Annotated in this window: 30 protein-coding genes; 24 read left to right on the top strand and 6 right to left on the bottom strand. The window is 65.9% G+C overall.

Annotated elements, in window-relative coordinates; all coding sequences use genetic code 11:
* The first annotated feature begins 376 nt into the window (after positions 1-376).
* The 7 genes from gshA (at position 377) to bfr (ending at position 6,507) form a co-directional block, all read left to right on the top strand.
* A complete protein-coding gene (gshA, locus tag AC24R4_RS15270; protein ID WP_400392149.1) occupies positions 377-1,672 on the top strand; it encodes a glutamate--cysteine ligase in 1,296 nt (431 codons plus the stop codon).
* A 99-nt stretch (positions 1,673-1,771) separates the two neighbouring features.
* On the top strand, positions 1,772-2,725 hold the full coding sequence (gshB, locus tag AC24R4_RS15265; RefSeq protein ID WP_400392146.1) for a glutathione synthase: 954 nt from the start codon (positions 1,772-1,774) through the stop codon (positions 2,723-2,725).
* Positions 2,726-2,852: 127 nt separating this feature from the next.
* Positions 2,853-3,308, top strand: a complete 456-nt coding sequence (locus AC24R4_RS15260; protein WP_153949029.1) for a PTS sugar transporter subunit IIA — start codon at positions 2,853-2,855, stop codon at positions 3,306-3,308.
* Entirely contained in the window at positions 3,277-3,546 is a 270-nt protein-coding gene (locus tag AC24R4_RS15255) for an HPr family phosphocarrier protein (protein WP_092603109.1), read from the top strand. The genes AC24R4_RS15260 and AC24R4_RS15255 overlap by 32 nt, the downstream gene beginning before the upstream one ends.
* Positions 3,547-3,595: 49 nt before the next feature.
* Positions 3,596-5,353, top strand: a complete 1,758-nt coding sequence (gene ptsP / locus AC24R4_RS15250) for a phosphoenolpyruvate--protein phosphotransferase (protein WP_400392142.1) — start codon at positions 3,596-3,598, stop codon at positions 5,351-5,353.
* Positions 5,354-5,578: 225 nt separating this feature from the next.
* A complete protein-coding gene (locus AC24R4_RS15245) occupies positions 5,579-5,860 on the top strand; it encodes a (2Fe-2S)-binding protein (protein WP_400392139.1) in 282 nt (93 codons plus the stop codon).
* A gap of 167 nt (positions 5,861-6,027) precedes the next feature.
* Positions 6,028-6,507 carry a bacterioferritin gene (gene bfr / locus AC24R4_RS15240; RefSeq protein ID WP_092603115.1) on the top strand — a complete coding sequence of 160 codons (480 nt, stop codon included), beginning with the start codon at positions 6,028-6,030 and terminating at the stop codon, positions 6,505-6,507.
* A 273-nt stretch (positions 6,508-6,780) separates the two neighbouring features.
* On the opposite strand, the gene AC24R4_RS15235 is transcribed toward bfr, so the two are convergent.
* The 3 genes from AC24R4_RS15235 to gpmA form a co-directional block, all read right to left on the bottom strand.
* Positions 6,781-7,533 carry a HesA/MoeB/ThiF family protein gene (locus AC24R4_RS15235; protein WP_400392136.1) on the bottom strand — a complete coding sequence of 251 codons (753 nt, stop codon included), beginning with the start codon at positions 7,531-7,533 and terminating at the stop codon, positions 6,781-6,783.
* Between the two features lie 100 nt (positions 7,534-7,633).
* On the bottom strand, positions 7,634-9,244 hold the full coding sequence (locus tag AC24R4_RS15230; RefSeq protein ID WP_400392133.1) for a S41 family peptidase: 1,611 nt from the start codon (positions 9,242-9,244) through the stop codon (positions 7,634-7,636).
* Positions 9,245-9,449: 205 nt separating this feature from the next.
* Positions 9,450-10,196, bottom strand: coding sequence for a 2,3-diphosphoglycerate-dependent phosphoglycerate mutase (gpmA, locus tag AC24R4_RS15225; RefSeq protein ID WP_400392130.1), 747 nt, complete (start codon positions 10,194-10,196; stop codon positions 9,450-9,452).
* 144 nt (positions 10,197-10,340) lie between these two features.
* On the opposite strand from gpmA, the gene AC24R4_RS15220 reads away from it, so the two are divergent.
* The 5 genes from AC24R4_RS15220 (at position 10,341) to AC24R4_RS15200 (ending at position 14,014) form a co-directional block, all read left to right on the top strand.
* Positions 10,341-10,754 carry a rhodanese-like domain-containing protein gene (locus AC24R4_RS15220; RefSeq protein ID WP_249640892.1) on the top strand — a complete coding sequence of 138 codons (414 nt, stop codon included), beginning with the start codon at positions 10,341-10,343 and terminating at the stop codon, positions 10,752-10,754.
* An 88-nt stretch (positions 10,755-10,842) separates the two neighbouring features.
* Positions 10,843-11,100: a glutaredoxin 3 gene (gene grxC / locus AC24R4_RS15215; RefSeq protein ID WP_066739793.1), complete on the top strand. Its 258-nt coding sequence runs from the start codon at positions 10,843-10,845 to the stop codon at positions 11,098-11,100.
* A gap of 206 nt (positions 11,101-11,306) precedes the next feature.
* On the top strand, positions 11,307-11,825 hold the full coding sequence (secB, locus tag AC24R4_RS15210) for a protein-export chaperone SecB (protein ID WP_066739790.1): 519 nt from the start codon (positions 11,307-11,309) through the stop codon (positions 11,823-11,825).
* Positions 11,826-11,956: 131 nt separating this feature from the next.
* Positions 11,957-12,982, top strand: coding sequence for an NAD(P)H-dependent glycerol-3-phosphate dehydrogenase (locus tag AC24R4_RS15205; protein WP_487523317.1), 1,026 nt, complete (start codon positions 11,957-11,959; stop codon positions 12,980-12,982).
* A 48-nt stretch (positions 12,983-13,030) separates the two neighbouring features.
* Positions 13,031-14,014, top strand: a complete 984-nt coding sequence (locus tag AC24R4_RS15200; protein ID WP_487523961.1) for a Bug family tripartite tricarboxylate transporter substrate binding protein — start codon at positions 13,031-13,033, stop codon at positions 14,012-14,014.
* A 27-nt stretch (positions 14,015-14,041) separates the two neighbouring features.
* Here the strand turns inward: AC24R4_RS15200 and trmL are convergent, their stop codons facing one another.
* Both trmL and AC24R4_RS15190 read right to left on the bottom strand, forming a co-directional pair.
* A complete protein-coding gene (trmL, locus tag AC24R4_RS15195) occupies positions 14,042-14,512 on the bottom strand; it encodes a tRNA (uridine(34)/cytosine(34)/5-carboxymethylaminomethyluridine(34)-2'-O)-methyltransferase TrmL (RefSeq protein ID WP_101679962.1) in 471 nt (156 codons plus the stop codon).
* Positions 14,513-14,563: 51 nt separating this feature from the next.
* Positions 14,564-15,274 (bottom strand): ComF family protein, encoded by a 711-nt coding sequence (locus AC24R4_RS15190; protein WP_487523316.1) that lies wholly within the window; start codon positions 15,272-15,274, stop codon positions 14,564-14,566.
* Between the two features lie 102 nt (positions 15,275-15,376).
* On the opposite strand from AC24R4_RS15190, the gene AC24R4_RS15185 reads away from it, so the two are divergent.
* The 8 genes from AC24R4_RS15185 (at position 15,377) to AC24R4_RS15150 (ending at position 22,153) form a co-directional block, all read left to right on the top strand.
* On the top strand, positions 15,377-16,315 hold the full coding sequence (locus AC24R4_RS15185; RefSeq protein WP_400392089.1) for a methyltransferase domain-containing protein: 939 nt from the start codon (positions 15,377-15,379) through the stop codon (positions 16,313-16,315).
* Positions 16,316-16,578: 263 nt separating this feature from the next.
* Positions 16,579-17,160 (top strand): DUF2244 domain-containing protein, encoded by a 582-nt coding sequence (locus tag AC24R4_RS15180; protein ID WP_400392123.1) that lies wholly within the window; start codon positions 16,579-16,581, stop codon positions 17,158-17,160.
* Entirely contained in the window at positions 17,157-18,422 is a 1,266-nt protein-coding gene (gene coxB, locus AC24R4_RS15175) for a cytochrome c oxidase subunit II (protein WP_400392092.1), read from the top strand. The genes AC24R4_RS15180 and coxB overlap by 4 nt, the downstream gene beginning before the upstream one ends.
* Before the next feature lie 42 nt (positions 18,423-18,464).
* On the top strand, positions 18,465-20,096 hold the full coding sequence (gene ctaD / locus AC24R4_RS15170; RefSeq protein ID WP_092603135.1) for a cytochrome c oxidase subunit I: 1,632 nt from the start codon (positions 18,465-18,467) through the stop codon (positions 20,094-20,096).
* Positions 20,097-20,185: 89 nt separating this feature from the next.
* Positions 20,186-20,332 (top strand): cytochrome oxidase small assembly protein, encoded by a 147-nt coding sequence (locus AC24R4_RS15165; RefSeq protein WP_175460007.1) that lies wholly within the window; start codon positions 20,186-20,188, stop codon positions 20,330-20,332.
* A 37-nt stretch (positions 20,333-20,369) separates the two neighbouring features.
* Positions 20,370-20,969 (top strand): cytochrome c oxidase assembly protein, encoded by a 600-nt coding sequence (locus AC24R4_RS15160; protein WP_400392095.1) that lies wholly within the window; start codon positions 20,370-20,372, stop codon positions 20,967-20,969.
* 11 nt (positions 20,970-20,980) lie between these two features.
* The gene (locus tag AC24R4_RS15155; protein ID WP_092603139.1) at positions 20,981-21,196 is read left to right on the top strand and encodes a DUF2970 domain-containing protein; all 216 of its coding nucleotides are present in this window, start codon (positions 20,981-20,983) and stop codon (positions 21,194-21,196) included.
* A 96-nt stretch (positions 21,197-21,292) separates the two neighbouring features.
* Positions 21,293-22,153 (top strand): cytochrome c oxidase subunit 3, encoded by an 861-nt coding sequence (locus AC24R4_RS15150; protein ID WP_092603141.1) that lies wholly within the window; start codon positions 21,293-21,295, stop codon positions 22,151-22,153.
* 127 nt (positions 22,154-22,280) lie between these two features.
* Here AC24R4_RS15150 and AC24R4_RS15145 read toward each other — a convergent pair whose 3' ends face one another.
* The gene (locus AC24R4_RS15145; RefSeq protein WP_092603143.1) at positions 22,281-22,490 is read right to left on the bottom strand and encodes a twin transmembrane helix small protein; all 210 of its coding nucleotides are present in this window, start codon (positions 22,488-22,490) and stop codon (positions 22,281-22,283) included.
* Between the two features lie 99 nt (positions 22,491-22,589).
* Between AC24R4_RS15145 and AC24R4_RS15140 the strand changes: the two genes are divergently transcribed.
* The 4 genes from AC24R4_RS15140 to cyoE all read left to right on the top strand — a co-directional run bounded on the left by AC24R4_RS15140 (position 22,590) and on the right by cyoE (position 26,108).
* On the top strand, positions 22,590-23,309 hold the full coding sequence (locus AC24R4_RS15140; RefSeq protein WP_487523960.1) for an SURF1 family protein: 720 nt from the start codon (positions 22,590-22,592) through the stop codon (positions 23,307-23,309).
* A gap of 48 nt (positions 23,310-23,357) precedes the next feature.
* Positions 23,358-23,993, top strand: a complete 636-nt coding sequence (locus tag AC24R4_RS15135; protein WP_228771002.1) for an SCO family protein — start codon at positions 23,358-23,360, stop codon at positions 23,991-23,993.
* A 76-nt stretch (positions 23,994-24,069) separates the two neighbouring features.
* On the top strand, positions 24,070-25,173 hold the full coding sequence (locus tag AC24R4_RS15130) for a COX15/CtaA family protein (protein ID WP_400392103.1): 1,104 nt from the start codon (positions 24,070-24,072) through the stop codon (positions 25,171-25,173).
* A gap of 8 nt (positions 25,174-25,181) precedes the next feature.
* Entirely contained in the window at positions 25,182-26,108 is a 927-nt protein-coding gene (gene cyoE, locus AC24R4_RS15125; RefSeq protein WP_194946565.1) for a heme o synthase, read from the top strand.
* The last annotated feature ends 31 nt before the right edge of the window (positions 26,109-26,139 follow it).

The raw sequence follows: 26,139 nt of genomic DNA, 5'->3' as shown, positions 1-26,139 counted from the left end.
GCCTCCAGGCGGGACAAGGGCTGCCGGCCCTATTCGCAGGGTGCTTAAATCGGATCTTAAAAAGTCTCAATTGTATTTAATGGGGTGCGCGCATAGAGTGCCAGTGAGGCAGTTTCCTCCACCTGCAGAACGCTCCCCGTATCTGTCAGGCCATTTGAAAGCGCGGCACCACGCCGCGCTTTTTTTTTTGCTTTCGGCCTTCCGGCCCCGGGGGCCACCCCGGCCGGCCCGGCACCGGGGTTTGAAAACCGCCGATCAGCCCCATATCCCCATCCCTGGCCAGGTTCCGCATAAGGTTATGCAAGGCGAGCCTGCAGCCAGATAGCCGTTCCCTTACAATCGGGGCGGACAATAAAGCTGATTCCTTAGGATGGATATGGTCCCGCATCTCATCACCGCGCTGAACGGTCCGCTGCTCGAACTGGAAAAGAAGATCCTGGACGCCACCCCGTCCATCGAGCGTTGGTTCAGGCTGGAATGGCAGGAACATACCCCGCCGTTCTACTGTTCCGTCGACCTGCGCAATGCCGGCTTCAAGCTGGCCCCGGTCGACACGAACCTGTTCCCGGGCGGTTTCAACAACCTGGCGCCCGAGATGCTGCCCCTGGCCGTGCAGGCCGCCATGGCCGCGATCGAGAAGATCTGCCCGGACGCCAAGAACCTGCTGCTGATCCCGGAACGCCACACGCGCAACATGTTCTACCTGCAGAACGTGGCGCGGCTGTCGCTGATCATGCGCCAGGCCGGCCTGAACGTGCGGCTGGGCTCGCTGTCCGAGGAAATCACCGAACCGACCCCGATCGAGCTGCCCGACGGCCAGACGCTGGTGGTCGAGCCGCTGGCGCGGCTGGGCACCAAGGGCCGCCGCCTGGGGCTCAAGGATTTCGATCCCTGCTCGATCCTGCTCAACAACGACCTCTCGGCCGGCATTCCGCCGATCCTGGAGAACATCAACGAGCAGTACCTGCTGCCGCCGCTGCATGCCGGCTGGTCCACACGCCGCAAGAGCAGCCACTTTGCCGCCTACGACGAAGTGGCCAAGAAGTTCGCCAAGCTGATCGACATCGACCCGTGGATGGTGAACCCGTACTTCGCGCGCCAGTCGGGCGTGAACTTCCACGAGCGCATCGGCGAGGAAGAACTGGCCGATGCCGTCGAAGGCGTGCTCAAGAAGATCGCCAAGAAGTACCGCGAGTACGGCATCAAGGAAACCCCGTACGTGGTGGTCAAGGCCGACGCGGGCACCTACGGCATGGGCATCATGACCGTGCGCGACCCGTCCGAGATCAAGGGCCTGAACCGCAAGGAACGCAACAAGATGAGCGTCGTGAAGGAAGGCCTGGAGGTCTCCGACGTCATCATCCAGGAAGGCGTGCACACGTTCGAGAAGGTCAACGAGGCCGTGGCCGAACCGGTGGTCTACATGATCGACCGCTACGTGGTGGGCGGCTTCTACCGCGTGCACACGGGCCGCGGCAACGACGAGAACCTGAATGCGCCGGGCATGCATTTCGTGCCGCTGGCGTTTGCCCCGAACGGTATTCCGGACAGCCACGCCAAGCCTGGCGCGGCGGTGCCGAACCGCTTCTACATGTATGGCGTGGTGGCTCGCCTGGCGCTGCTGGCAGCCTCGGTGGAGCTCGAGAAGACCGATCCCAACCCGATCCTCTGACCTGCGGCGCCCGCCGCCTGTCACGCACGCCCCCGGTCCGGCGCGGTCCATCCGAATCCGCCGGACGCTTTTCACCTGACGCCAACGCGACGAGCCATCATGCGCATCCTTTTCATCACCGACCCGCTGGAAACCTTCAAGACGTACAAGGATTCCACCTACGCCATGATGACCGAGGCGGCGGCGCGCGGGCACGAGCTGTTCTTCTGCCTGCAGTCGCAGGTGTCGCTGTCGGCCGGCGTGGTCGAGGCCGTGGCGCGGCCGCTGACGCTGCTTGACGATGCGCAAGACTGGTTCCGCCTGGGCGAGGCCGCGCTGCTGCCGCTGGCCACCTTCGATGCGGTGCTGATGCGCAAGGACCCGCCGTTCGAAATGGAATACGTGACCAGCACCTGGCTGCTGGAACTGGCGGAAAAGCAGGGCGCGCGCGTGTTCAACAAGCCGCAGGCCATCCGCGACCACTCCGAGAAGCTGGCGATTGCCCAGTTTCCGCAGTTCGTCACGCCGACGCTGGTCACGCGCGACGCGGGCCGCATCCGCGCCTTCCACGCCGAGCACAAGGACATCATCGTCAAGCCGCTCGATGGCATGGGCGGCATGGGCATCTTCCGCGTGGGGGCCGACGGCATGAACCTGGGCTCGATCGTCGAGACGCTCAGCGACAACGGCGCCCGCACGCTGATGGTCCAGCGGTACATCCCCGAAATCAAGGCGGGCGACAAGCGCATCCTGCTGATCGGCGGCAAGCCGGTGCCGTACTCGCTGGCGCGCATTCCGCAGGGCAGCGAGATTCGCGGCAACCTGGCCGCCGGCGGCGTGGGCCGCGCCCAGGAACTGAGCGCGCGCGACCGCGAGATCGCCGAGACACTGGCGCCGGGGCTATTCAAGCAGGGCCTGCTGCTGGTGGGCCTGGACGTGATCGGCGACTACCTGACCGAGGTAAATGTGACGAGTCCGACCTGTTTCCAGGAAATCACGCAGCAGACGGGCTTTAACGTGGGCGCGATGTTCATCGATGCGCTCGAAGAGGCCGTGGCCAGCGACCGCCGCTGAGCCGGCAGGCAGGGCACGGTACACCGGGGCTGATGCGAAGGCGCCACAGTCGCGGGGGCGCACATAAACACGGGAGAGGCCGCAAGGCTGCCTGCTACAATTTGGGCAGTCCAACGGATTCACCATCATGGCAGGAATTCTGATCATCGCGCACGCGCCGCTAGCTTCGGCGCTGCGCGATTGCGCTGCCCACGTCTACTGTGGCCAGCCGCCCCGGCTGGCAGCCATCGACGTCGTCGCCGACGCCGATCCGGCCGCGGTGCTGGCCGAGGCCCAGCGCAGCCTGGCCGCGGTATGCGAAGAAAACGGTGCCCTGGTGCTGACCGATATCTTTGGTGCCACGCCCGCCAACATTGCCGCGCGCCTGGCCGAGCCGGGCCGCGTCAAGGTGTTGGCTGGCGTGAACCTGCCGATGCTCGTGCGCGCGATCTGCTATCGCGCCGAAAAGCTTGACCAGCTGGCCACCAAGGCATTGGCCGGCGGCTCGCAAGGGGTGCTGCAGATTGGCACGACCGCCGTCCAGAATCAAACCGCAAATCATCCCGACAAATATGCTGCAGAGGGACACCACCATCATCAATAAGCTCGGGCTCCATGCCCGCGCATCCGCCAAGCTGACGCAGCTGGCGGGCAATTTCAAAAGCCAGGTCAAGATGTCCCGCAACGGCCGCCAGGTGGATGCCAAGAGCATCATGGGCGTCATGATGCTGGCCGCCGGCATTGGCTCGACGGTCACCATCGAAATCGACGGCCCCGACGAGCAGGAGGCGATGGACGCCGTGCTGGCGCTGATTGCCAACCGCTTCGGCGAAGGCGAGTGAGGCCTGGCGCCACACCCAGAATTTCTTAACGTTCCTGACGGAGCGGGTCATGCCCTTTGCCTTGCACGGCATTCCGGTTTCTCGTGGGGTCGCCATCGGGCGGGCCCATATCCTGGCGCCGGCTGCGCTGGATGTTTCGCACTACCTGGTCGACGAAGACCGTCTCGACGCCGAGGTGGAGCGATTACGCGCGGCGCGCGCGGCCGTGCGGGCGGAACTGGTGACCCTGAAGCGCGACCTGCCGCGCGACGCGCCCGAGGAAATGGGCGCGTTCCTGGACGTCCACGCGATGATCCTCGACGACGAGGCGTTGTCGCGCGAGCCCGAGGAACTGATCCTCCAGCGCCGGTACAACGCCGAGTGGGCGCTGACCACGCGGCTTGAAGAACTGATGCGCCAGTTCGACGAAATCGAGGACGAGTACCTGCGCGAGCGCAAGGCCGATATCCAGCAGGTGGTGGAACGGATCCTGAAGGTGCTGGCCGGCGCGCCCGTGCTGGCCCCCGCGCCGGTGCCGGCCCTGGCCCCCGATGGCGAGGCCGCGCCCGGCGTGATCGTGGTGGCGCACGATATCGGCCCGGCCGACATGCTGCAGTTCAAGCACACGGTGTTCCACGGGTTCGTGACCGACCTGGGCGGGCGCACGTCGCACACCGCGATCGTGGCGCGCAGCCTGGACATCCCGGCCGCCGTGGGCGTCAAGAGCGCCAGCGAGCTGATCCGCCAGGACGACTGGATCATCATCGACGGCGATGCCGGCCTGGTCATCGTGGATCCGTCGGCCATCATTCTCGAGGAATACCGCCACCGCCAGAGCGAACGCGCGCTGGAGAAAAAGCGGCTGCAGCGGCTGCGGCACATGCCGGCCGTCACGCTTGACGGGCTGGAAATCGAGCTGCTGGCCAATATCGAGCTGGCCGAGGATGCCGGTGCCGCGCTGGCCGCCGGTGCGGTCGGCGTGGGCCTGTTCCGCTCGGAATTCCTGTTCATGAACCGCCGGAACGAAATGCCCGACGAGGACGAACAGTTCCAGGCCTACCGCAATGCCGTGGAGGCCATGCACGGCCTGCCCGTGACAATCCGCACGATCGACGTGGGTGCCGACAAGCCGCTGGACGGCCTGGGCGAAGACTTCGAGACGGCGCTGAACCCGGCGCTGGGGCTGCGGGCCATTCGCTGGTCGCTGTCGGAGCCTGCGATGTTCCTGACCCAGTTGCGCGCGCTGCTGCGGGCGTCGGCGTTCGGGCCGGTGCGGCTGCTGATCCCGATGCTGGCCCACGCCAGCGAGATCGACCAGACGCTGGACCTGATCGCGCAGGCCAAGCGCCAGCTGGACGCGCGCGGCCAGCCGTACGATCCGGGCATCAAGATCGGGGCGATGATCGAGATCCCCGCCGCCGTGCTGCTTCTGCCGCTGTTTCTCAAGCGGATGGACTTCCTGTCGATCGGCACCAACGACCTGATCCAGTACACGCTGGCGATCGACCGCGCCGACAACGCCGTGGCCCACCTGTACGACCCCCTGCATCCGGCGGTGCTGCAGCTGATTGCACGCACCATCCGTGACGCCAACCACGCCGGCGTGCCGGTGGCGGTCTGCGGCGAAATGGCTGGCGATCCGGCGATGACCCGCCTGCTGCTGGGCATGGGCCTGCGCGAATTCTCGATGCATCCGGCCCAGCTGCTGCGGGTGAAGCAGGAAGTCATCCACGCGGACTGCGAGCGGCTGTGCAAGGTCGTGGACCAGATCCTGACCTGCTACGAGCCAGAGGAACAGGCGGCGGCCCTGAAGCTGCTGTCGGCATAGCACAACCCTTAAACCCTTAGGGTTTTTGCCTCGTTGTTGGCGGACCTCGCGCCACTTTTTCGTGCGAAAAGTGGCGTGTCAGATGCCTTTTTGGGCCATTTCAACGACGCTGTGCACGACGCTTCCCATGTGGATTAATGGGAATTGTTATCATTTTCGATCTCTGTTATTCTGCCTCTCATCGCGTGCGGCATGCCGGTGCCGCCAGCCCTCAGGAGGCAAGTTGTGTACGTCTGCATCTGCAATCAGGTTACCGACCATGAGATTCATGGTGCCGCGCATCTTGGCGTGACCACGCTCGACGAGCTGGCCGAAACGCTAGGCGTGGGAACCTGCTGCGGCCGCTGCCGCGACTGCGCGAAACAAGTGCTTTGCGAAGGCGTTGCCGCCGTGAAGACCATCCAGCTCGTCGACATTTCCGCCTGTTCGCCGGCTGCGTCACATGCCATAATGGACGCTCGTGACCCGGCAGTCGCGAACGACCAGCGCACTGCGCTGGTTGCCTGATTCAGGAAGCGTTCACACCGAACAACGCGTGAATTGAAAAGCGCGCCCACGGATTCGTCCGCGGCGCGTTTTGTCGTTCCCGACCGTTGCATCTCGCTGCATTTCGTCGCCTTCGTCCATTCGCCGGGTCCGTTTGTTGTCTGCAACATCCGCATCAGGAGCCCCGAATGAAAGGTGACAAGAAGGTCATCCAGCATCTGAACGCCCAGCTCAAGAACGAGCTGACCGCGATCAACCAGTATTTCCTCCACGCACGCATGTACCGCCACTGGGGCCTGAAGAAGCTCGGTGATGTCGAGTACAAGGAGTCGATCGGCGAAATGAAGCACGCCGATCGGCTGATCGACCGCATCCTGATGCTCGACGGGCTGCCCAACCTGCAGGACCTGCACAAGCTGCTGATCGGCGAAGACACGCCTGAAATGCTCAAGTGCGACCTGAAGCTGGAGCAGACCGCGCACGCCACGGTCAAGGAAGGCATTGCGTACTGTGAATCCGTTGGCGACTACGTCAGCCGCGAACTCCTTGTCGATATCCTCACGGACACCGAAGAGCATATCGAGTACCTGGAGACGCAGCTGGACCTGATCGACAAGGTCGGCCTGCAGAACTACCTGCAGTCGCAGCTGGAACCGGGCGAGCAATAAGCGCGCTGGCTTCCGACCCCGTCGCGGCCTGAGCGATCACGGCAGGCGCGGCTGGGCAAGCGCGTGGCGCGGGATGGCGCCACGCCCCGGTGCGGAGCGGGTTGGTAACCCTTCTCATTCGGATTCTTGTCTCCATCCAGTCACATTGCGCCAAAAAAAAAAGGCGACCCGGCGGGGAGGGGGCTCCACCGCGGGTCGCCAGATTTCCAGGCGACATTCCTGCGTTTTTCCTTGTTCTTGCGCGGTTCGGCGCCCGTTCTGCGTCGCCGGGCCCTAATGCGCCTGTCCGCAGACCTCGCAGCCGGGCGTGCGCGCCAGGCGCATCGTGGTCCATTCCATCGTCATCGCATTGACCATCAGCAGCCGGCCGGCCAGCGTTTCGCCCACGCCGGTCAGCAGCTTCAGCGCCTCGGCCGCCTGCACGGTGCCGACCATGCCGACCAGCGGCGCGAACACGCCCATCGTGGCGCAGGCCGCTTCCGGGGCCGGTTCCGATGGCGGAAACAGGCAGCCGTAGCACGGCGCCGCGGGGTCGCGCAGGTCGTACACGCTGACCTGGCCGTCGAAGCGCAGCGCCGCGCCCGAGACCAGCGGCCGGCGATGCTTCAGGCAGGCCCGGTTGACGGCCTGGCGCGTGGCGAAGTTGTCGCAGCAATCGAGCACCACATCGGCCTGTGCCACCAGTGCATCAAGCTCCACATCGTCCACGCGTTGCGCCACCAGCCGGATATCGACGTCCGGATTGATGCGCAGCAGCCCTTCCCGGGCGGACTCCACCTTGGGCCGCCCCACGTTGGCGGTGGTATGCAGGATCTGGCGCTGCAGGTTGGTCAGGTCGACATCGTCGTCGTCGACGATCGTGATGCGGCCCACGCCGGCCGACGCCAGGTAGGGCAGGGCGGCCGCCCCCAGGCCGCCGGCACCGATCACCAGCGCATGGCCCGCCAGCAGGCGCTCCTGGCCCTCGATGCCCAGTTCATCCAGCAGGATATGGCGCGAATAGCGCAGCAGCTGATCGTCGTTCATGGTTTGGCGGCAAATGAAAAACGGCCCGACGGTGGCATGCCGCGGGCCGCAGGATGAGGGGAAAGCGCGCCGCGCGCCTGGGGCGGGCGGCGCGGATCCGTTACTTCTGACCGGTCGGCGTGCCCAGCGGCTGGCCGATCGGCGCGCTCGCGGGCGGCTGGCTGGCAGGCGCGGGCTTGGCCGGAGCCGGAGCGGGCTTGGCGGCCGGCTTGGCCGGGGCCTTGCCTGCCTTTTCTTCCTTGGTGTCGGGCTTGCCGGCCGTGCCCGTGGCTTCCAGGCGCGATTTCGACTTCTGCACCGGCTTGCCGTCGAGCTGGGCGATGGCCTGCTGGAGCATGAAGTCCTCGGCCGAACCGAATTCCACCGGCTTCTTCTTGCGATCCTTCTCGCGTTCTTCCGGCGTCTTCTTCGCGTTTTCCTCTTCCAGGCGGCGCAGCTCGTCCACGCGGCGCTGTTCGCGCTCGTTCATTTCCGGCTCTTCCGACTCCTGCTTGTTGTGCAGGTGGCGCTCGGTGTCGATCTCGCGCGTGATCAGTGCGTCATCCGGATCGCCTTCCGGGTTCTGGTCGACCGGGATGTCCGGGCGGATGCCCTTGGCCTGGATCGACTTGCCCGACGGCGTGTAGTAGTACGCAATCGTCAGCTTGATGCCGGTGTCGTTGGTCAGCGGGCGCACGGTCTGCACCGAACCCTTGCCGAACGTGGTCTTGCCCATGATCAGCGCGCGCTTGTGGTCCTGCAGCGCGCCGGCAACGATTTCCGAGGCCGATGCCGAGTAGGCGTTGGTCAGCACGATCATCGGCAGCTTCTTGAACTGCGCGGGCAGGTCCTTGAGCGGATCGTCCTCGAGCGACGACAGGCGGTAGTTGTTGAACGTGGCCTTGTAGACGCGCTTGGCATCGGGCACCTGTCCGTTGGTGGACACCACGGTCGCGTCGTCCGGCAGGAACGCTGCCGCCACGCCCACCGCGCCCTGCAGCACGCCGCCGCCGTTGTTGCGCAGGTCCAGGACGATGCCCTTCAGGTTCGGGTTCTTCTCCGCCATGTCCTTCAGGCGGCGGCCCAGGTCGGACACGGTGCGTTCCTGGAAGCTCGTCAGGCGCACCCAGCCGATGGTGTTGTTGTCGAGCATCCTGGTCTTGACCGACTGCACGCGGATTTCGGCGCGCGTGATCGAGACCGGGAACGTGCGTTCCTCGCTTTTGCGGTAGATGGTCAGCGTGACCTTGGTGCCCGGCTCGCCACGCATGCGCTTGACCGCCTGTTCCAGCGGCAGGCCGCGCACGGGCTTGTCGTCGATACGGGTGATCAGGTCGCCCGGCTGGATGCCGGCGCGGAAGGCGGGGGTGTCCTCGATCGGGTTGATGACCTTGACCAGGCCTTCTTCCTGCGAAATCTCGATGCCCAGGCCGGCAAAGCGGCCGCGGGTGCCTTCCTGCAGTTCCTTGAAGTCCTTCTCGTCCAGGTAGGCCGAGTGCGGGTCGAGGCTGGCGACCATGCCCTTGATGGCTTCGGTCAGCAGCTTCTTGTCGTCGACCGGCTCCACGTACTCGCGCTTGATCTGCCCGAAGATGTCGGACATCAGCCGCAACTGGTCGAGCGGCAGCGGCCCAGAGCTGTTCTGCGCGGTGGCCGAGATTTGCAGCGTGGCCAGCACGCCGGCGACGACGCCGACTGAGACGAGGCTAATGTTCTTGAGCGTCTTACGCATGAGGGCTGCCTGAGCTTTTGTGGATGATGCGAAAGGGAAATCCCTGGCCGGACGGGTTACGCCCGGCGCGGATTGACCGACAGTATAAGAGGGTGCGCAGAAAAAGACCTGCGGGCCACCACACCATGGTGGGGGCGCCCACACAGGGCCTTGGCGCGCCTACCCGGATGCCGCCCGGGCCGGCGCGTGCGCGCACCGGCGGCGGTCAGCGGGCCTTGCCCTGGTTGGCCACGGCGGCCAGCGACGCGGCAATCGCTTCCTGGTCGCCCAGGTAGTAGTGGCGCAGGGGGCGCAAGTCGGCGTCCAGCTCGTAGACGAGCGGGGTGCCATTGGGGATGTTGAGGCCGACGATATCGTCATCCGAAATCTGATCCAGATACTTCACGAGCGCGCGAATGCTGTTGCCGTGGGCGGCAATCACGACGCGCTTGCCGGATTTGATGTCGGGAGCGATGGATTCGTTCCACAGCGGCATGACGCGGGCGACCGTATCCTTCAGGCATTCGGTCAGCGGCACCTGCTCGCGCGGCACATTGGCGTAGCGCGGGTCGTTGAACGAGGCGCGTTCGTCGGTCGGCTCCAGCGCGGGCGGCGGCGTGTCGTAGCTGCGGCGCCACACCAGCACCTGCGCGTCGCCATACTTCTTCGCGGTTTCGGCCTTGTTCAGGCCGGCCAGGGCGCCGTAGTGGCGTTCGTTCAGGCGCCATTCGTTGCGTACCGGAATCCACATCAGGTCCATTTCGTCCTGGACGTGCCAGAGCGTGCGGATGGCACGCTTGAGCACCGACGTGTAGGCCACATCGAACGTGAAGCCGGCTTCCTTCAGGAGCTGGCCGCCCTGTTTGGCCTGCGCCACGCCGGTATCGGTCAGGTCGACGTCAACCCAGCCGGTGAAGCGGTTTTCGAGATTCCACGTGGATTCGCCGTGGCGGATGAGGACGAGCTTGTACATTGCAGCTTCCAGGGTAGTGAGTAACCTGCGGCGCGCGGCGCCTGCGTCACGCCCGGGCGTGGCAGGCGCCGCCCGAAATAATTGGCGCTGGCGCGAAACCGCGTATTTTATAATGCCGCCGACCCAACCCAACGGAATGCCAACGTGAATTTCTTCGCCGATTACAACAACCTGGCCCTGATCGCGATCGCCGTGGTCTCGGGCGGCCTGCTGGCCTGGCCGCAAATCAAGGCCGGCACGGGCGGCAAGCGCGTCAATACGGCTGCCGCCACGCAGCTGATCAACAAGCGCAACGCGGTGGTGGTGGACATCCGCGACGCCGCCGAATTTGCCAAGGGCCATCTGCCCCAGGCCAAGAGTGCGCCACTTGCCGATATCGGCAACCGCGCGGCCGGCCTTGCAAAGGACAAGGCGGTCCCCATCATCGTGGTGTGCCAGAACGGCCAGCGTTCGAGCAAGGCGCAAGCAGCCCTCAAGGAAGCCGGTTACAGTGAGGTCTATGCGCTGGAAGGCGGCATGGCTGCGTGGCAGCAGGCCGGCCTGCCGGTGATCAAGTAATACAACAGCCGCATTCAACATGCAGCACGCGGCGCGGTACTGCCATGGGCGGTCCGCGCCGCTGTTTTTTCAGTCAAGGAGAATCCGCATGGCCCGCGTCGTCATGTACAGCACGGTTGTGTGCCCCTATTGCCAGATGGCCGAGCGCCTGCTCAAGCAGCGTGGCGTGGAAACGATCGAGAAGATCCTGATCGACCGCGAGCCTGGCCGGCGTGAGGAAATGATGACCCGTACGGGCCGTCGTACCGTGCCGCAGATCTATATCGACGAAACCCATGTGGGCGGCTTCGACGACCTGTCGGCGCTGGATCGCCAGGGCGGCCTCGTCCCGCTGCTGGCCGCCTGAGCCGGCCGGAAAAGCTCGCGGCCGGGTGCAGGGCGCCGGCTTCGCTGCGCTGCAGCAGATCAAGCGATAAATCTGATAATGCCGCGGTACGGTGAATTCGCCATCGGCGTCATGTACCATATGCGCTTTCCAAACCGCCGCCGGGGCTTCGGCATCCGGCTGCGCATGGCGCCGCGCGCCCAAACCGATTCATCCGGAAGCCTTTCATGAGCGACCAGCAACAAGCCACCCAGCAGGACGATCAGCCCTTCTTCAACATCCAGCGCGTGTACCTAAAGGACATGTCGCTCGAGCAGCCGAACTCGCCGGCCATCTTCCTCGAATCGGAAGCCCCGTCGGTGGAAGTGCAGGTCAACGTCGGCGCGGCCCAGCTGCAGGAAGGCATTTTCGAAGTGGTGGTGACGGGCACCGTGACGACCAAGGTGCAGGACAAGGTGGCATTCCTGGTGGAAGCCCATCAGGCCGGCATCTTCGATATCCGCAACGTGCCGGCCGAGCAACTGGACCCGCTGCTGGGCATCGCCTGCCCGACCATCCTGTACCCGTACCTGCGCGGCAACATCGCCGACGTGATCACGCGTGCCGGTTTCCAGGCCATCCACCTGTCGGAAATCAACTTCCAGGCGCTGTACGAGCAACGCCTGCAGGCTGCCATGGAAGAGGCGCAAGCCCAGGGCGGCGACTCGGGCATCGTGCTGCCGGACGGCAGCCAGGCTCGCCACTGATCCGCGCCACGGCCGGATTGGACCAAAAACGGGGCTTCGGCCCCGTTTGCGCTTTCTGATGGCCCACGGTCCCGTGCCATCCATACTGTCTGCATGACCGCGCATCCGTGCGGCCCGATCCTCGATCTGCCATGAAACTGACCATCCTGGGCGCCGGAGCATGGGGCACCGCTCTGGCCAGCCACGCTGCCGCCAATACCCGCCACGACGTGGTGCTCTGGGGGCGCGATGCGGACCAGCTGGCCGGCATCGCCGCCACGGGCACCAACGCGACCTACCTGTCCGGCGTGACGCTGTCGCCCCGGCTGGCCTGCGAAGCCGATTTCGACCGCGCCGTCGACCATGCGCTGGCCGACGCACAGGGCCTGCTGGTGGTGGCCACGCCGGTATCGGGCCTGCGCGAGATGACGCGCCGGCTGGCGGCGCGCCGCCGCGGACCGCTGGCCATGCTGTGGCTGTGCAAGGGCTTCGAGGCCGATACCCACGCGCTGCCACACCAGATGGTGCGCGAGGAACTCGACGCGCTGGGCGTGGCGCCCGGCGAGATCGAATACGGCGTATTGACCGGGCCGAGCTTTGCCAGGGAGGTGGCGCAGGGATTGCCGTGCGCGCTCACCGTGGCGGGCTCGACGCACGCGCTGGCGGATCTGGCCCAGACGGCGTTCCACCATCACGCGATGCGCATCTATGGCAGCGACGACCTGATCGGCGTCGAGGTCGGCGGTGCGGTCAAGAACGTGCTGGCCATCGCCACGGGCGCCAGCGACGGGCTGGGGCTGGGCCTCAATGCGCGCGCGGCGCTGGTGACGCGGGGCCTGGCCGAAATGACGCGCCTGGGCCTGGCGCTGGGCGGCCGCATGGAGACTTTCATGGGTCTGGCGGGCATGGGCGACCTGATCCTGACCGCCACGGGCGACCTGTCGCGCAACCGCAAGGTGGGCCAGCAACTGGCCAGCGGCAAGACGCTCGAACAGATCCTGCATGACCTGGGCCACGTGGCCGAAGGCGTGCGCTGCGCGCGGGCGGTGGCCGACCTGGCCGCGCGCAAGGGCGTGGAGATGCCGATCACGCGTGCGGTGTGCGCGGTGCTGTTCGACGGCTTGCCGGCGGCCGATGCCGTGGACCACTTGCTGCAGCGCGACGCGCGGGACGAGTAACGCATCGAGGGATGGAACGGCCGCCAGCACATCGAGAACCGCATGGACATATTCACTCGCCGCCGGGTACTTCAGGCCCTGACCACCTGCGCCGCCGCGCTCGCGTGGCCCGCGCTCGCGCAGGCCGACACCTGGCCAGCCAGGCCGATCCGCATGATCGTGCCGTTTCCGGCCGGCTCGTCGCCGGATCTGATCGCCCGTATCGTCACCGAGAAGCTGGCTGCCGTGCTGGGACAGGCCGTGGTGGTCGAGAACCGGCCCGGCGCGGGCGGCAATATCGGCACGGGGCTGGTGGCCAAGGCCGCGCCCGACGGCTACACGCTGCTGTTCACGATCAATGGCCCGCTGGTGACGGCGCCGTCGCTGTATCGCCATTTGAGCTATGACCCGATGAAGCAGCTGGCGCCGGTGACGCTGGTGGCCACGTCGCCCAATGTGCTGGTCATCGATGCCCGGCTGCCCGTACACAGCCTGCGCGAGTTCGTGGCGCTGGCGAAGTCGAAGCCGGGCGTGATGAACTATGGATCAGTCGGTAACGGCAGCGCGGCGCATCTGGCGATGGAGCAGCTCAAGGCGATGGCCGGCATCGACCTGCAGCACGTGCCCTATGCGGGATTTCCGCAGATCACGACGGCAATCGTCGGCGGCCAGGTGCAGGCGGGCTTCATGGTGCCGGCGATTGCCATGCCGCTTGTGACGGCCGGCAAGCTGCGGCTGCTGGCGGTGACGTCGTCGGGGCGCACCGGCTTGCTGCCTTCGGTGCCGACGGTGGCGGAGTCGGGCTATCCGGGCTTCGAGGCGATCTCGTGGCAGGCAATCCTTGCACCGGCCGGGACGCCGGCGCCGATCGTGGACCGACTGTATCGCGAACTGGTGACGATCATCGGCAGCGCCGACGTGCGCGACAAGATGCGTGCGCAGTATTTCGTGCCGGCCGGTACGGCGCCGGCATCGCTGCGGCAGACGATGGTCAGCGAGAAGGCACGCTGGGACAAGGTGATCCGCACCGCCAACGTGCAGCCGGAGGACTGACGCCGGACGCGTCTGGCGTGGGCGCGCTCAGGCGCCGCCCGCGAAGCCGTTCTGGCGCCAGGCCTCGAATACGACCACGGCGACCGTGTTCGACAGGTTGAGGCTGCGGTTGTTGGGGCGCATCGGCAGGCGGATGCGCTGCGCGGCGGGAAACCACTCGCGCCGCTCGGGCGCCAGGCCGCGCGTTTCCGATCCGAACACGAACCAGTCGCCCGGCTGGAAGCTGACCTGGCCGAACGGCGTGGAGCCGTGCGTGGTCAGCGCGAACATGCGGGTGGGGTCGGGCTGTTCGGCGGCCATCAGCGCGTCCCAGCTTTCGTGCACGCGCATCGTCGCGTATTCGTGATAGTCCAGTCCCGCGCGCCGCATGCGCGCGTCTTCCAGCGGAAATCCCAGCGGTTTGACCAGATGCAGCTGCGCGCCCGTATTGGCGCACAGGCGGATCACATTGCCGGTATTCGGCGGGATTTCGGGTTCGACAAGGACGACGTTGAACATGGGATGGCAGCAAAAAACCGGAGCGCAGCTTACCGCGTGCGCCGCGTCGTGTCACGGCGTGCGCAAGGCCACCAGTGCGGTGACGCGGGCCGCACCGTGCGCTTTCAGCACCCGGGCGGCTTCGCGCAACGTGGCGCCAGTGGTCATCACATCGTCGATCAGGCCGACATGCAGCCCGCGCGGCGACGTGTTGTGGCTGACGACGAACGCCTGTCGCAAATTGGCGTGGCGCGCGGCCAGGTCCAGCGTGCGCTGGCTGAGGGTGTCGCGACGACGCGACAGCAGCGTGGCCGATGCGCGGATGCCCAGGTGACGCGCCAGCGGGCGGGCGATTTCCCACGCCTGGTTGAAGCCGCGTTCTGCCAGGCGGGCCGGTGACAGCGGAATCGGCACCAGCAGGTCCGGAAGACTGTGGCGGGCGCGGCCGGTGCCGGCCACCGTGGCCAGGCGGTCGGCGATCCATCCCGCAGCGGGCAGCCGGCCGCCAAATTTCAGCTGGAGGATCAGTTGGTCGAACGGTGCGGCGTAGTCGCCGAGCGTCAGCGTGGCATCGAGCGGATCGTCGTCCGCGCACAGCCCGCAGGCGCCGTGGCTGCCCGGCGTGGCACAGCGGGGGCAGCGCGATACGGGCCGCGTCAACGCATCGGCGCAAGCGGCGCACACCACGTCGCGCTGCACGGCGGCACAGACCAGGCAGGCCGATGGCAACAGCGCGCGCCACAACCGCGCGGCCGGTCCGGCAAAGACCCTTCGGGCACGCATGGGTCCTGGCGCGTATACTTCCGCCGGCCCGCCCCGTGCGGTCTCCGAGGGTGCGACACTTTGCCGCACCTGCTGATTCGACCCTTGCTGCCTCGCCTGTCCGTGTCCCTGCATGCCTCCGACTCCCCAGATGCCTGGTTGCCGCCCGCGCGGCTGACCCGGCTTGCCTTCGATCGCCGTAGCCCGCGCTTCGGCCAGCTCGATTTCCTGCTTGGCGAGATAGGCCAGCGCATGCAGGAGCGGATGGAAGTGGTCAAGCTGTCGCCGGGCCGCGCGCTCGATATCGGCTGCGGCCATGGCCAGGGTCTGGCGGGTTTGCGCGCGCGGTTTCCCGATGCGCAGATTGCCGGGATCGATATCTCCGGCGCGATGCTGCAGCAGGCCGCCGGGCGAGACCCACAGCGCCGGCCCGGCTGGGTGGGGCGCCTGCTGGGCAAGCGCCCGATGTTCGACCTGGTGCAGGGCGATCTTGCCACACTGCCCTTTGGCGCGGCCAGCTTCGACCTGCTGTGGTCGAACCTGGCGCTGCACTGGCATCCCGAGCCGCACCGCGTGTTCCCGGAATGGCATCGGGTCACCGCCGACGACGGGCTCGTCATGTTCTCGTTGTTTGGCCCCGACACCTTGAAGGAATTGCGAGCCGCATTTGCCGACGTGGACGTCGACGCGCACACGCTGCGCTTCGTCGACATGCACGACATCGGCGACATGCTCGTGCACAGCGGCTGGTCCACGCCCGTGATGGACATGGAGACGCTGACCGTCACCTACGAATCGCCCGAAAAGCTGCTGGACGAAGTGCGCGCCTTCGGCGGCATGCGCCGGCCGGGCCCGGTCGGGCTGCGCGGGCGCAAGTGGCTCCGCGCCGTGATTGCCGCCCTGCATCGCATGCGCAACGAGGATGGCGTGATCCCGCTGACGTTCGAGATTGTCTACGGCCATGCATGGAAAATCCCGGCCCGCGGCAAACAGGCCACCGACGATCAGGGCCGCGCGATCATCCCCGTCGACAAGATCGGCCGCGCCCAGGCGCGCCGCTGAAGCGCGCCAGCAGGACGGTTGCCCGACAATCGGGGCTTGCCGTTTGTGTTGCCTATCGGGGCTAAAAAGCTCATGCACAAATTTGTGCCGATGGCAAGCACTTCGGTCAAATCCTATGTTGTTCGAGTATGCGAAGCGCCATATAATGGGCCGGTTTGTCGCAGTGGTCCCCTGGCACAAGAACGTTCCTGGAAGGCACTCCGCACGTGCGCTCCTGGGGCGGATTTCGTCCCGGGCGTGCATCCGATGCAGAGTGGTTGGCGATGCAAGACTTGGGTATCGCATTCCAGACGGCAGTAGGTGACTCCGGCGGAAATCCCGGCGGACGTACCCCCTTGCCGGCCAACGACTGGCTGATGAAGCGGAATTGTTCGCTCTCTCCGCGCCAGGTCGGCTGGTTCTACTTCTCCATCGCATGTTTTTCCATTGCCATCGCGGCGTTTCTGACCGTGTGGCATGGGGCCTGGCTCGTGCTGCCGTTTGCTGGCCTGGAATTGACCGGGCTGGGGATTGCCCTGCTGGCGTATGCGCGCCATGCGACGGATCATGAACGCGTGAGTGTGACCGACGGCATGCTGGTCGTGGAGACAGCCAGCGCCAGTCGGGTCACGCGGGAAGTCTTCAATCCACAGTGGGTGCGGATTGAACTGGGTGAATCGTTCCGGGCGCTCGTGGTTCTGCGGTCGGGCAAGCGCACCGTGCGGGTGGGGTCGTATCTGGACCCGCACCGGCGGCGCAAGTTCGCGCAGGAACTCGCGGCGGCCCTGCATGACGTCCGGACCGGACGTGCTGCGGGGCAGGGCGGGGACAGATTTGAATCTGTAAATTGGGTAGATAAACAATGAAAATGTGGAAGAAGGCATCCGCAGCATGTCTTGCAGGCACGTCCCTGCTTGTCAGCCAGGCGGCCTCCGCGGTCAGTGACATGCCGGGTGGCCCAGCCGTCCGGCAGCTGAACCTGGCCGAACCCGTTACAAAGATCGCCGAACAGATTCACTGGCTGAACTGGATGATGCTGATCATCTGCACGGTGATCTTCATCGCCGTGTTCGGCGTGATGTTCTATTCCATCTTCAAGCATCGCAAGAGCAAGGGCGCGAAGTCGGCCTCGTTCCACGAGAGCATCACCGTGGAAGTGGTCTGGACCATCGTGCCGTTCCTGATCGTGATCGCCATGGCGCTGCCGGCGACCAAGACCGTGGTGGCGATGAAGGACACCACGAACTCCGACATCACGATCAAGGCCACCGGCTACCAGTGGAAATGGGGGTACGACTACCTCAAGGGCCAGGGCGAGGGCATCTCGTTCGTGTCCACGTTGACCACGCCGCGCGAGCAGATCAACAACCAGCAGGAAAAGTCGAACACCTACCTGATGGAGGTGGACAACGAGCTGGTGGTGCCCGTCAACAAGAAGATCCGCATCGTCACGACCGCCAATGACGTGATCCACGCCTGGATGATCCCGGCGTTCGGCGTCAAGCAGGATGCGATCCCGGGCTTCGTGCGCGACACGTGGTTCCGCGCCGAGAAGACCGGCGTCTACCGTGGCCAGTGCGCCGAGCTGTGCGGCAAGGAGCACGCGTTCATGCCGATCGTGGTGCGCGTGGTGTCCGATGGCGAATACGCCAAGTGGGTCGACGACAAGAAGAAGCTGATGGCCGCGGCCGCCGACGATCCCAACAAGACCTGGACGCTCGACGAGATCAAGGTGCGCGGCGAGAAGGTCTACGCCGCCAACTGCGCGGTCTGCCACCAGCCGACCGGCAAGGGTGCGGGCGCGTTCCCGGCGCTGGACGGCTCGAAGGTCGTCAACGGCCCGAAGGCCGGCCAGATGCACATCCTGCTGGAAGGCAAGGGCGGCATGCCGTCGTGGAAGCAGCTCTCGGATACCGAGCTGGCCGCGGTCATGACGTACACGCGTAACAGCTGGAGCAACAAGACCGGCGAAGTGATCCAGCCGGCGGACTTCTCGCAAGCCCGCGCCGGCAAGTTCCCGGAAGGTGGCGGCGCACAGGCCGCAGCCGGCGACACGGCCCCCAGGAAGGCCGCCACGCCGACCCACGACAAGCAGGCCAGCCTCGCGGGCAACCGCGTCGCAGGCTGACCCGCGGCAGCCCCGCATTCAGGAATTGATGGAGTCATTGCGATGAGTACCGCTACCCCGGAGACACTGGGCCATCCGCACGACCACGCGCACGATCACGACCATGGTCACGGCCATGACGATCACGCGCACGATCATCCGCATGGCTGGCGCCGCTGGCTGTTCGCGACCAACCACAAGGACATCGGCACGCTGTACCTGCTGTTCTCGTTCACGATGCTGCTGTCGGGCGGCGCGCTGGCACTGCTGATCCGCCTGGAGCTGTTCGAGCCGGGCCTGCAGTTCTTCCGCCCCGAACTGTTCAACCAGTTCACCACGATGCACGGCCTGATCATGGTGTTCGGCGCGATCATGCCGGCGTTCGTGGGCTTTGCGAACTGGATGATCCCGCTGCAGATCGGCGCCTCGGACATGGCGTTCGCGCGCATGAACAACTTCAGCTTCTGGCTGATGCCGCCGGCCGCGCTGCTGCTGGTGGGCTCGTTCTTCGCACCGGGCGGCGCCACCGCCGCGGGCTGGACGCTCTACGCGCCGCTGTCGGTGCAGATGGGCCCGGGCATGGACATGGCCATCTTCGCCATGCACATCATGGGCGCGTCGTCGATCATGGGCTCGATCAACATCATCGTGACCATCCTCAACATGCGCGCCCCCGGCATGACGCTGATGAAGATGCCGATGTTCTGCTGGACGTGGCTGATCACCGCCTACCTGCTGATCGCCGTGATGCCGGTGCTGGCTGGCGCCATCACGATGGTGCTGACCGACCGCCACTTCGGCACGAGCTTCTTCTCGGCCGCCGGCGGCGGTGACCCGGTGATGTACCAGCACATCTTCTGGTTCTTCGGGCACCCCGAGGTGTACATCATGATCCTGCCGGCGTTCGGCATCATCTCGCACGTGGTGCCGGCCTTCGCGCGCAAGCGCCTGTTCGGCTACAGCTCGATGGTGTACGCCACGGCGTCGATCGCCATCCTGTCGTTCATCGTCTGGGCCCACCACATGTTCACCACGGGCATGCCGGTGACGGGCCAGCTGTTCTTCATGTACGCGACGATGCTGATCGCGGTGCCCACGGCCGTGAAGATCTTCAACTGGATTGCCACGATGTGGCGCGGCTCGATGACGTTCGAGACCCCGATGCTGTTCGCGATCGGCTTCATCTTCGTGTTCACGATCGGCGGTTTCACGGGCCTGATGCCGGCCGTCGCCCCGATCGACATCCAGCTGCAGGACACGTACTTCATCGTGGCGCACTTCCACTACGTGCTGGTGGCAGGCTCGCTGTTCGCGCTGTTCGCGGGCTTCTACTACTGGGGGCCGAAGTGGAGCGGGTTCATGTACGACGAGATGCGCGGCAAGATCCATTTCTGGGGCTCGCTGATCTTCTTCAACGTGACCTTCTTCCCGATGCACTTCCTGGGCCTGGCCGGCATGCCGCGTCGCTATGCCGATTACCCCACCCAGTTCACGGACTTCAACGCCGTGGCGTCGCTGGGCGCACTGGGCTTCGGCCTGATGCAGGTGTACTTCTTCTTCGCGGTGGTGCTGCCGTCGTACCGTGGCGGCCAGGCCGCCGGCGACAAGCCGTGGGATGGCGCCGAAGGCCTGGAGTGGACCGTGCCGTCGCCGGCCCCGTTCCACACCTTCGAAGAGCCGCCGGTGGTGAAGTAAGCGCAGGGACGTCGTAGTTTTACGAAGTCGTGCGAAGTCGTGCCAATCGGCCGGATGCCCACGGGCGTCCGGCCAGCGAGATCCGAATCATGCAGCCCTCAGCAAAAAGCCCGTCGCAGCTGGAACGCCAGGCCAGCCAGAAAGCCGCCAACCGGCGCCTGGGTTGGATCCTGTTGTCGGTGGCGCTGGTTTTTTTCCTGGGATTTGTCGCCAAGATGAAGTTCCTGGGCGGCTGATCCGATAAGAACAAGGCAAATAGCCGGAGACAAGGCAGTGGACGCGCAGGACAAAGCCCTCGAAAAGCGTTTCAACCGCGGCATGATGATGCGGCTGCTGGTCGTGGTGACGCTGATGTTCGGCTTTGGCTACGCGCTGGTGCCGCTGTACAAGGCGATCTGCGACATCACCGGGCTGAACGTGGTGACCACGCGCGACCTGTATGGCGCCGGCGCGGCGGTAAAAAATACCCAGGTCGACACGACCCGCACGATTACCGTGGAGTTCGATTCGAATGCGCGCGGCCCGTTTGCATTCCGGCCGGTCAGGCATTCGATGGAGGTGCACCCGGGCGAGCTGACGACGATCGTCTACGAAGTGGCCAATGGCCAGTCGCGCGACATTTCGGCGCAGGCGATCCCGAGCTACGCGCCCAAGCAGGCCACGGAGTATTTCAAGAAGGTGGAGTGCTTCTGCTTCAAGCAGCAGACGCTCAAGGCGAACGAGGCGCGCGAGATGCCGGTGGTCTTCGTGGTCGATCCGAAGCTGCCGAAGGATGTGAAGGTCATCACGCTGTCGTACACGTTCTTCGAGATCGGCACGCCGGTGGCGCAGGCCCCGGAAGCCGGGGTGACGGCAACGCGGCAGGGCAGCTGAGGAGGCTGGGCATGGCGACGGACGATCCGGTGCATCGCAAGGCGTCATTCGTACAGACGGTGCGCGCGGTGCTGTGGTCGTTCATCGGGCTGCGCAAGGGGTCGGAGCATGAATCCGACATGGCGCGCCTGAACCCGGTGCATGTGATCATCGCCGGGCTGATTGCGGCAGCGGTGTTCGTGGCGGTATTGATCGCCATCGTGCGCGTCGTGGTCAGCCAGGCATAGCAGGGCAGCAGATACAAAGCGAGCACGCCGCCGGCCAGATGTCGGGGCCGGACGGGCGGATAACATGAATCGAGACTTTGAGCTGGAGATAGAAGAATGAGTGCGAATCGCGCAAACGCCCCGTACTACTTCGTGCCGGGCCCGTCGCGCCATCCGATCACGGCGGCGTTCGGCCTGCTGATGACCGGCGCGGGAGCGGCCGGTTGGGTCAACGGGCAGCCGTGGGCGCCGTACCTGTGCGGCTTCGGGCTGATCTGGTTCCTGTTCGTGCTCAAGAGCTGGTTCGGCGACGCCATCGGCGAATCCGAGGGCGGGCTGTATGGCAAGAACATCGACGTGTCGTTCCGCTGGTCGATGGGCTGGTTCATCTTCTCGGAGGTGATGTTCTTCGCGGCGTTCTTCGGTGCGCTGTTCTACGCGCGCACCATCGCCATGCCGTGGCTGGGCGACCTGAACAACAAGATCATCTGGCCGGACTTCTCGGCCGTGTGGCCGAACACCGGCCCGGCGGGCACCGTGGAAACCTTCCAGACCATGGGCCCGTGGCCGATCCCGACGATCAACACGGCGCTGCTGCTGACCTCGGGCGTGACGCTGACCTGGGCGCACCACGCGCTGCTGGCCGGCAAGCGCAACCAGCTGATCCAGGGCCTGGTGCTGACCATCCTGCTGGGCGCGATCTTCATGTGCCTGCAGGTCTACGAATACATGCACGCCTACCACGAGCTGAACCTGAAGCTCACGTCGGGTGTCTATGGTTCGACGTTCTTCCTGCTCACGGGCTTCCACGGCTTTCACGTGACGATGGGCGCGATCATGCTGGCGGTGGTGCTGGGCCGCGTGCTCAAGGGCCACTTCACGCCGGACCACCACTTCGCGTTCGAAGGCGCCGCCTGGTACTGGCACTTCGTGGACGTGGTCTGGCTGGGCCTGTACGTGGTCGTGTACTGGTTGTAACGCCGGGTGGTGGCTGCGCGCTCCCCCAGCCGCTCTGCCGCGCGGCGGGAGCGCGAAGCCAGCCACAAACGAAAAGCGCCGCGTGAGGTCGGTCTCAGCGGCGCTTTTTGTTTGGCATCCGGACGGCTCAGGGGGACATGTGGATGCCGGTGCTCTGGATCCAGCCCATCCAGTGCGAGAACAGGATGAACAGGAACAGTGCGATCGAGAAGCCGACGCGCAGCATCAGCGAGCGCATCATGTTGGGCGTGCGGCCACGGTCGCGCATCATGAAGAACAGCGCGGACGCCAGGCTGCCGATGATCAGGATAAAGGCGACGATGATGACAAAGCGCATGTGGGGGCTCTTTTCGGCAAGCGCCCATTATGGCATCGCCGCCGCCGGAGGAAACCCGTGACGACCCGCAGGCGGTGGCGCGCGCCGGGCGCGGTGCCGATGATTGCCGCGCTGGTGGTGATCGGGGTGACCTGCGCGCTGGGCAACTGGCAACTGGGCCGCGCGCACGAGAAGACCAGCCGCGCCGCGCGGCTGGCGGCGGCAGCGGCCCAGGCGCCGGTCGAACTGACCGCAGGGCAGGCCGACCCGGCGGCGTTGGTGGATCGCCACGTGCGCGCACGCGGCAGCTTCGACGACAGCCGCACCGTGCTGCTGGACAACCGGTCGCATGGCAACGGCACCGACAGCCGCGCCGGATTTCTGGTGCTGACGCCGCTGCGGCTGGCCACTGGCGGGCAGGTGCTGGTGCTGCGCGGCTGGCTGCCACGCGACGCGCAGGACCGCACGCGCATCGCGCCTTTCCCGACGCCGGCCGGCGAGGTCACCGTCGAAGGCACCGCGCTGGCCGCCGTGCCGCGCGTGTACAGCCTCGGCCAGGACCCCGCCGCGGAAGCCGGCCGCAAGATACGTCAGAATATCGACCTTGCCGCGTATGCGCGTGAGATCGGTACGCCACTGCTGCCAGTGGTGCTGGAACAGTCGAGCGATACGGGCGATGGCCTGGCGCGCGACTGGGCGCCCGCCGATTCCGGCGCCGACCGCCACTATGGCTACGCCGCGCAGTGGTTCGGCCTGGCCGCGCTGACCGTGGTGCTGGTGGCCGTGCTGGGGTGGCGCCGTGCCCGGCGCGAGGCCGGACCGGCCACGGCCACCGAATGACCCGAGAGTGATCAGATTGATCGAACGATGAACGTACAGACATCCTCCATGCCGCAGCAAGATCCCTCGGCCACGCCCGACCCCCGCATCGATGCCCGCACGCGCCGTGGCCGTCTGCAAATGCTGATGCTGCTGCTGGTGTGCGCATCGCCGGTGCTGTTCTCGTATTTCACCTATTACGTGATCAAGCCGACCGGCGGCAGCACCAACTATGGCGCGCTGGTGGACCCGCAGCGCCCGATGCCGGCGGTCGAACTGGTCAACGAGCGCGGCGAGGCCGTGCCGCTGACGTCGATGCGCGGCAAGTGGCTGATGCTGATGACCGATCCGTCCGCCTGCGACGAAGCCTGCGCGCGCAAGCTGTTCACGATGCGCCAGATCCGCGCGGGGCAGGGCGAGGACCGCGAGCGGATCGTGCCGGTCTGGCTGATCCAGGACGCCGGTAAAGTGGACGATCGGCTATCTACCGCCTACAACGAACCCTATGCCGGCGTGCGCTTCCTGCGCATGGACCGTGCGGCCATCGCGCAATGGCTGCCGGCCCAGGAAGGCGGCCGCGTCGAGGACACGCTGTTCCTGGTCGATCCGCTGGGTAATCTGATGATGCGCTGGCCGAAGGACCCCGACCCGAAGAAGGTGAGCGGCGACCTGAAGAAGCTGCTCAAGTATTCGCGCATCGGCTGACGCGCGCCGGAACCATCCTGGCGCACCGACCGATCCATCCCGATCGTTTTTTCATTGAATTACCGGCTGTACCCAAATGCTGCTCCAGCTCGCCATCATCGGCATCCTGATCGCCCTGCTGCCACTGTCCTATGTGATGGTGCGCGGCAGCCGTGACAAATATCGCAAGCTCGTGTGGATCACGGCGTTTCTGACGCTGGACCTGATCATGTTCGGCAGCTTTACGCGGCTGACCGACTCGGGCCTGGGCTGCCCGGACTGGCCGGGTTGCTATGGCCATTCGAACCCGCATGCGGCGATGGAGCCGATCCGCGCGGCCGAGACGGCGCTGCCGAGCGGCCCGGTTACGCTGGTCAAGGCCTGGATCGAGATGATCCATCGCTATTTCGCCATGGCAGTGGGCGTGCTGATCATCTCGCTGACGGTGCTGGCCTGGGTGAAGCGGCGCGAACTCAGGCAGTCGCCATGGTTTGCCACGGGCGTGTTCGTGCTGGTCTGCGTGCAGGGTGCCTTCGGCATGCTGACGGTCACCATGAAGCTGCAGCCGATCATCGTGGTCACGCATCTGATGCTGGCCATGCTGCTGCTGGCATCGCTGATCTGGCTTGGCTCGCGCAACGACCAGCCGCACGCGGTGGCGCCCCAGGCGGCGTCGCTGCGCCGGGCGGGGCTGCTGGCCATCGTGCTGCTGGGGGTCCAGATCTTCCTGGGCGGCTGGGTCAGCACCAACTACGCGGTGCTGGCCTGTACCGACTTCCCGCTCTGCAACGGCCAGCTGGTGCCCGAGATGGACTTCCGCCATGGCTTCACGCTGTGGCGCCAGCTGGGGATGACCGCCGATGGCGACTACATCCCGCACGCGGCGCTGGTAGCCATCCACTGGGTGCATCGCGGCTTTGCGTTCGTGGTGCTGGGCTACCTGCTGTGGTTCGGCCTGCGCGCCCGCCGGCTGGAAGGGCTGGCGCGGCACGGCAAGTGGCTGCTGGCCGTGCTGGCGCTGCAACTGGCCACCGGGATGTCGAACATCGTGTTCGACTGGCCGCTGGTGGCGGCGGTGGCACATAACGGCGGAGCAGCCCTGTTGCTGATGCTGTTGCTCCGTCTCAACTACAATATCGGCCTCGCGACCCGCTCCGCAGGCGCCGCCGCCCAGTCCGCCATCGCGGCGCGCGCCACATGAAGGACAAGATGCCCCCCGTGGTTACCGCTACCCACCCCCACTCTTCCGTGGGCCGGATTCGTCACCTGGCCCGCCAATACGCCGCACTGACCAAGCCGCGCGTGACGCAACTGGCCGTGTTCTGCTCGGTCATCGGCATGTTCCTGGCCACGCCGGGCATGGTGCCCTGGTCGGTCCTGATCGGCGGCGCCGCCGGTATCTGGCTGCTGGCCGGCGCGGCCTTCGCCATCAACTGCCTGGTGGAACAGAAGATCGACGCGCTGATGCGCCGCACGGCCTGGCGTCCGTCCGCCACCGGCGAGATCACCACCACCCAGACGCTGATCTTCTCGGCCATCCTTGGTGGCGCGGGCATGTGGCTGCTGCACGTGTTCGCCAACGACCTGACGATGTGGCTGACCTTCGCCACGTTCCTGGGCTACGCGGTGGTCTACACGATCCTGCTGAAGCCGGCCACGCCCCAGAACATCGTGATCGGCGGGCTGTCGGGCGCCATGCCGCCGGCGCTGGGCTGGGCCGCGGTGGCGGGCACCGTGCCGGCCGAGGCCTGGTTCCTGGTGCTGATCATCTTCACGTGGACGCCGCCGCACTTCTGGGCGCTGGCGCTGTATCGCCGCGCGGACTATGCCAAGTCCGGCCTGCCGATGCTGCCCATTACCCACGGCGAGCGCTACACGCTGCTGCATATCCTGCTGTACACGCTGGTGATGATCGCCGCCACGCTGCTGCCGTTCGTCTACGGTATGAGCGGCGTCATCTACCTGGTGGCCGCGCTGGCGCTGGGCCTGGTGTTCCTGGGCTACGCCTGGAAGCTGTTCCGCAACTACTCGGACCAGCTCGCGCAGCGCACCTTCCGCTATTCGATCCTGTACCTGTCGCTGCTGTTCGCGGCGCTGCTGGTGGATCACTACTTCAAGTTCGTGCCGCAGGTCTGATCGGTCTGCCTGCGGCATCTTGCCGCGCCCG

It is taken from the genome of Cupriavidus sp. CER-90, from assembly GCF_057652055.1.
This window is presented reverse-complemented; position numbering and strand designations above follow the sequence as displayed.

Excerpts from the sequence above, each read along its gene's own strand:
- AC24R4_RS15255 (WP_092603109.1), top strand. The coding sequence starts at position 3,277 with ATGCTGCAGAGGGACACCACCATCATCAATAAGCTCGGGCTCCATGCC.
- gpmA (WP_400392130.1), bottom strand. The coding sequence starts at position 10,196 with ATGTACAAGCTCGTCCTCATCCGCCACGGCGAATCCACGTGGAATCTC.
- secB (WP_066739790.1), top strand. The coding sequence starts at position 11,307 with ATGAGCGACCAGCAACAAGCCACCCAGCAGGACGATCAGCCCTTCTTC.
- AC24R4_RS15165 (WP_175460007.1), top strand. The coding sequence starts at position 20,186 with ATGCAGCCCTCAGCAAAAAGCCCGTCGCAGCTGGAACGCCAGGCCAGC.
- gshA (WP_400392149.1), top strand. The coding sequence starts at position 377 with ATGGTCCCGCATCTCATCACCGCGCTGAACGGTCCGCTGCTCGAACTG.
- grxC (WP_066739793.1), top strand. The coding sequence starts at position 10,843 with ATGGCCCGCGTCGTCATGTACAGCACGGTTGTGTGCCCCTATTGCCAG.
- coxB (WP_400392092.1), top strand. The coding sequence starts at position 17,157 with ATGAAAATGTGGAAGAAGGCATCCGCAGCATGTCTTGCAGGCACGTCC.
- AC24R4_RS15260 (WP_153949029.1), top strand. The coding sequence starts at position 2,853 with ATGGCAGGAATTCTGATCATCGCGCACGCGCCGCTAGCTTCGGCGCTG.
- AC24R4_RS15180 (WP_400392123.1), top strand. The coding sequence starts at position 16,579 with ATGCAAGACTTGGGTATCGCATTCCAGACGGCAGTAGGTGACTCCGGC.
- AC24R4_RS15205 (WP_487523317.1), top strand. The coding sequence starts at position 11,957 with ATGAAACTGACCATCCTGGGCGCCGGAGCATGGGGCACCGCTCTGGCC.
- AC24R4_RS15150 (WP_092603141.1), top strand. The coding sequence starts at position 21,293 with ATGAGTGCGAATCGCGCAAACGCCCCGTACTACTTCGTGCCGGGCCCG.
- gshB (WP_400392146.1), top strand. The coding sequence starts at position 1,772 with ATGCGCATCCTTTTCATCACCGACCCGCTGGAAACCTTCAAGACGTAC.
- AC24R4_RS15235 (WP_400392136.1), bottom strand. The coding sequence starts at position 7,533 with ATGAACGACGATCAGCTGCTGCGCTATTCGCGCCATATCCTGCTGGAT.
- ptsP (WP_400392142.1), top strand. The coding sequence starts at position 3,596 with ATGCCCTTTGCCTTGCACGGCATTCCGGTTTCTCGTGGGGTCGCCATC.
- cyoE (WP_194946565.1), top strand. The coding sequence starts at position 25,182 with ATGCCCCCCGTGGTTACCGCTACCCACCCCCACTCTTCCGTGGGCCGG.
- AC24R4_RS15140 (WP_487523960.1), top strand. The coding sequence starts at position 22,590 with ATGATTGCCGCGCTGGTGGTGATCGGGGTGACCTGCGCGCTGGGCAAC.
- AC24R4_RS15155 (WP_092603139.1), top strand. The coding sequence starts at position 20,981 with ATGGCGACGGACGATCCGGTGCATCGCAAGGCGTCATTCGTACAGACG.
- trmL (WP_101679962.1), bottom strand. The coding sequence starts at position 14,512 with ATGTTCAACGTCGTCCTTGTCGAACCCGAAATCCCGCCGAATACCGGC.
- AC24R4_RS15145 (WP_092603143.1), bottom strand. The coding sequence starts at position 22,490 with ATGCGCTTTGTCATCATCGTCGCCTTTATCCTGATCATCGGCAGCCTG.
- AC24R4_RS15135 (WP_228771002.1), top strand. The coding sequence starts at position 23,358 with ATGCCGCAGCAAGATCCCTCGGCCACGCCCGACCCCCGCATCGATGCC.
- AC24R4_RS15130 (WP_400392103.1), top strand. The coding sequence starts at position 24,070 with ATGCTGCTCCAGCTCGCCATCATCGGCATCCTGATCGCCCTGCTGCCA.
- AC24R4_RS15190 (WP_487523316.1), bottom strand. The coding sequence starts at position 15,274 with ATGCGTGCCCGAAGGGTCTTTGCCGGACCGGCCGCGCGGTTGTGGCGC.
- bfr (WP_092603115.1), top strand. The coding sequence starts at position 6,028 with ATGAAAGGTGACAAGAAGGTCATCCAGCATCTGAACGCCCAGCTCAAG.
- AC24R4_RS15230 (WP_400392133.1), bottom strand. The coding sequence starts at position 9,244 with ATGCGTAAGACGCTCAAGAACATTAGCCTCGTCTCAGTCGGCGTCGTC.
- ctaD (WP_092603135.1), top strand. The coding sequence starts at position 18,465 with ATGAGTACCGCTACCCCGGAGACACTGGGCCATCCGCACGACCACGCG.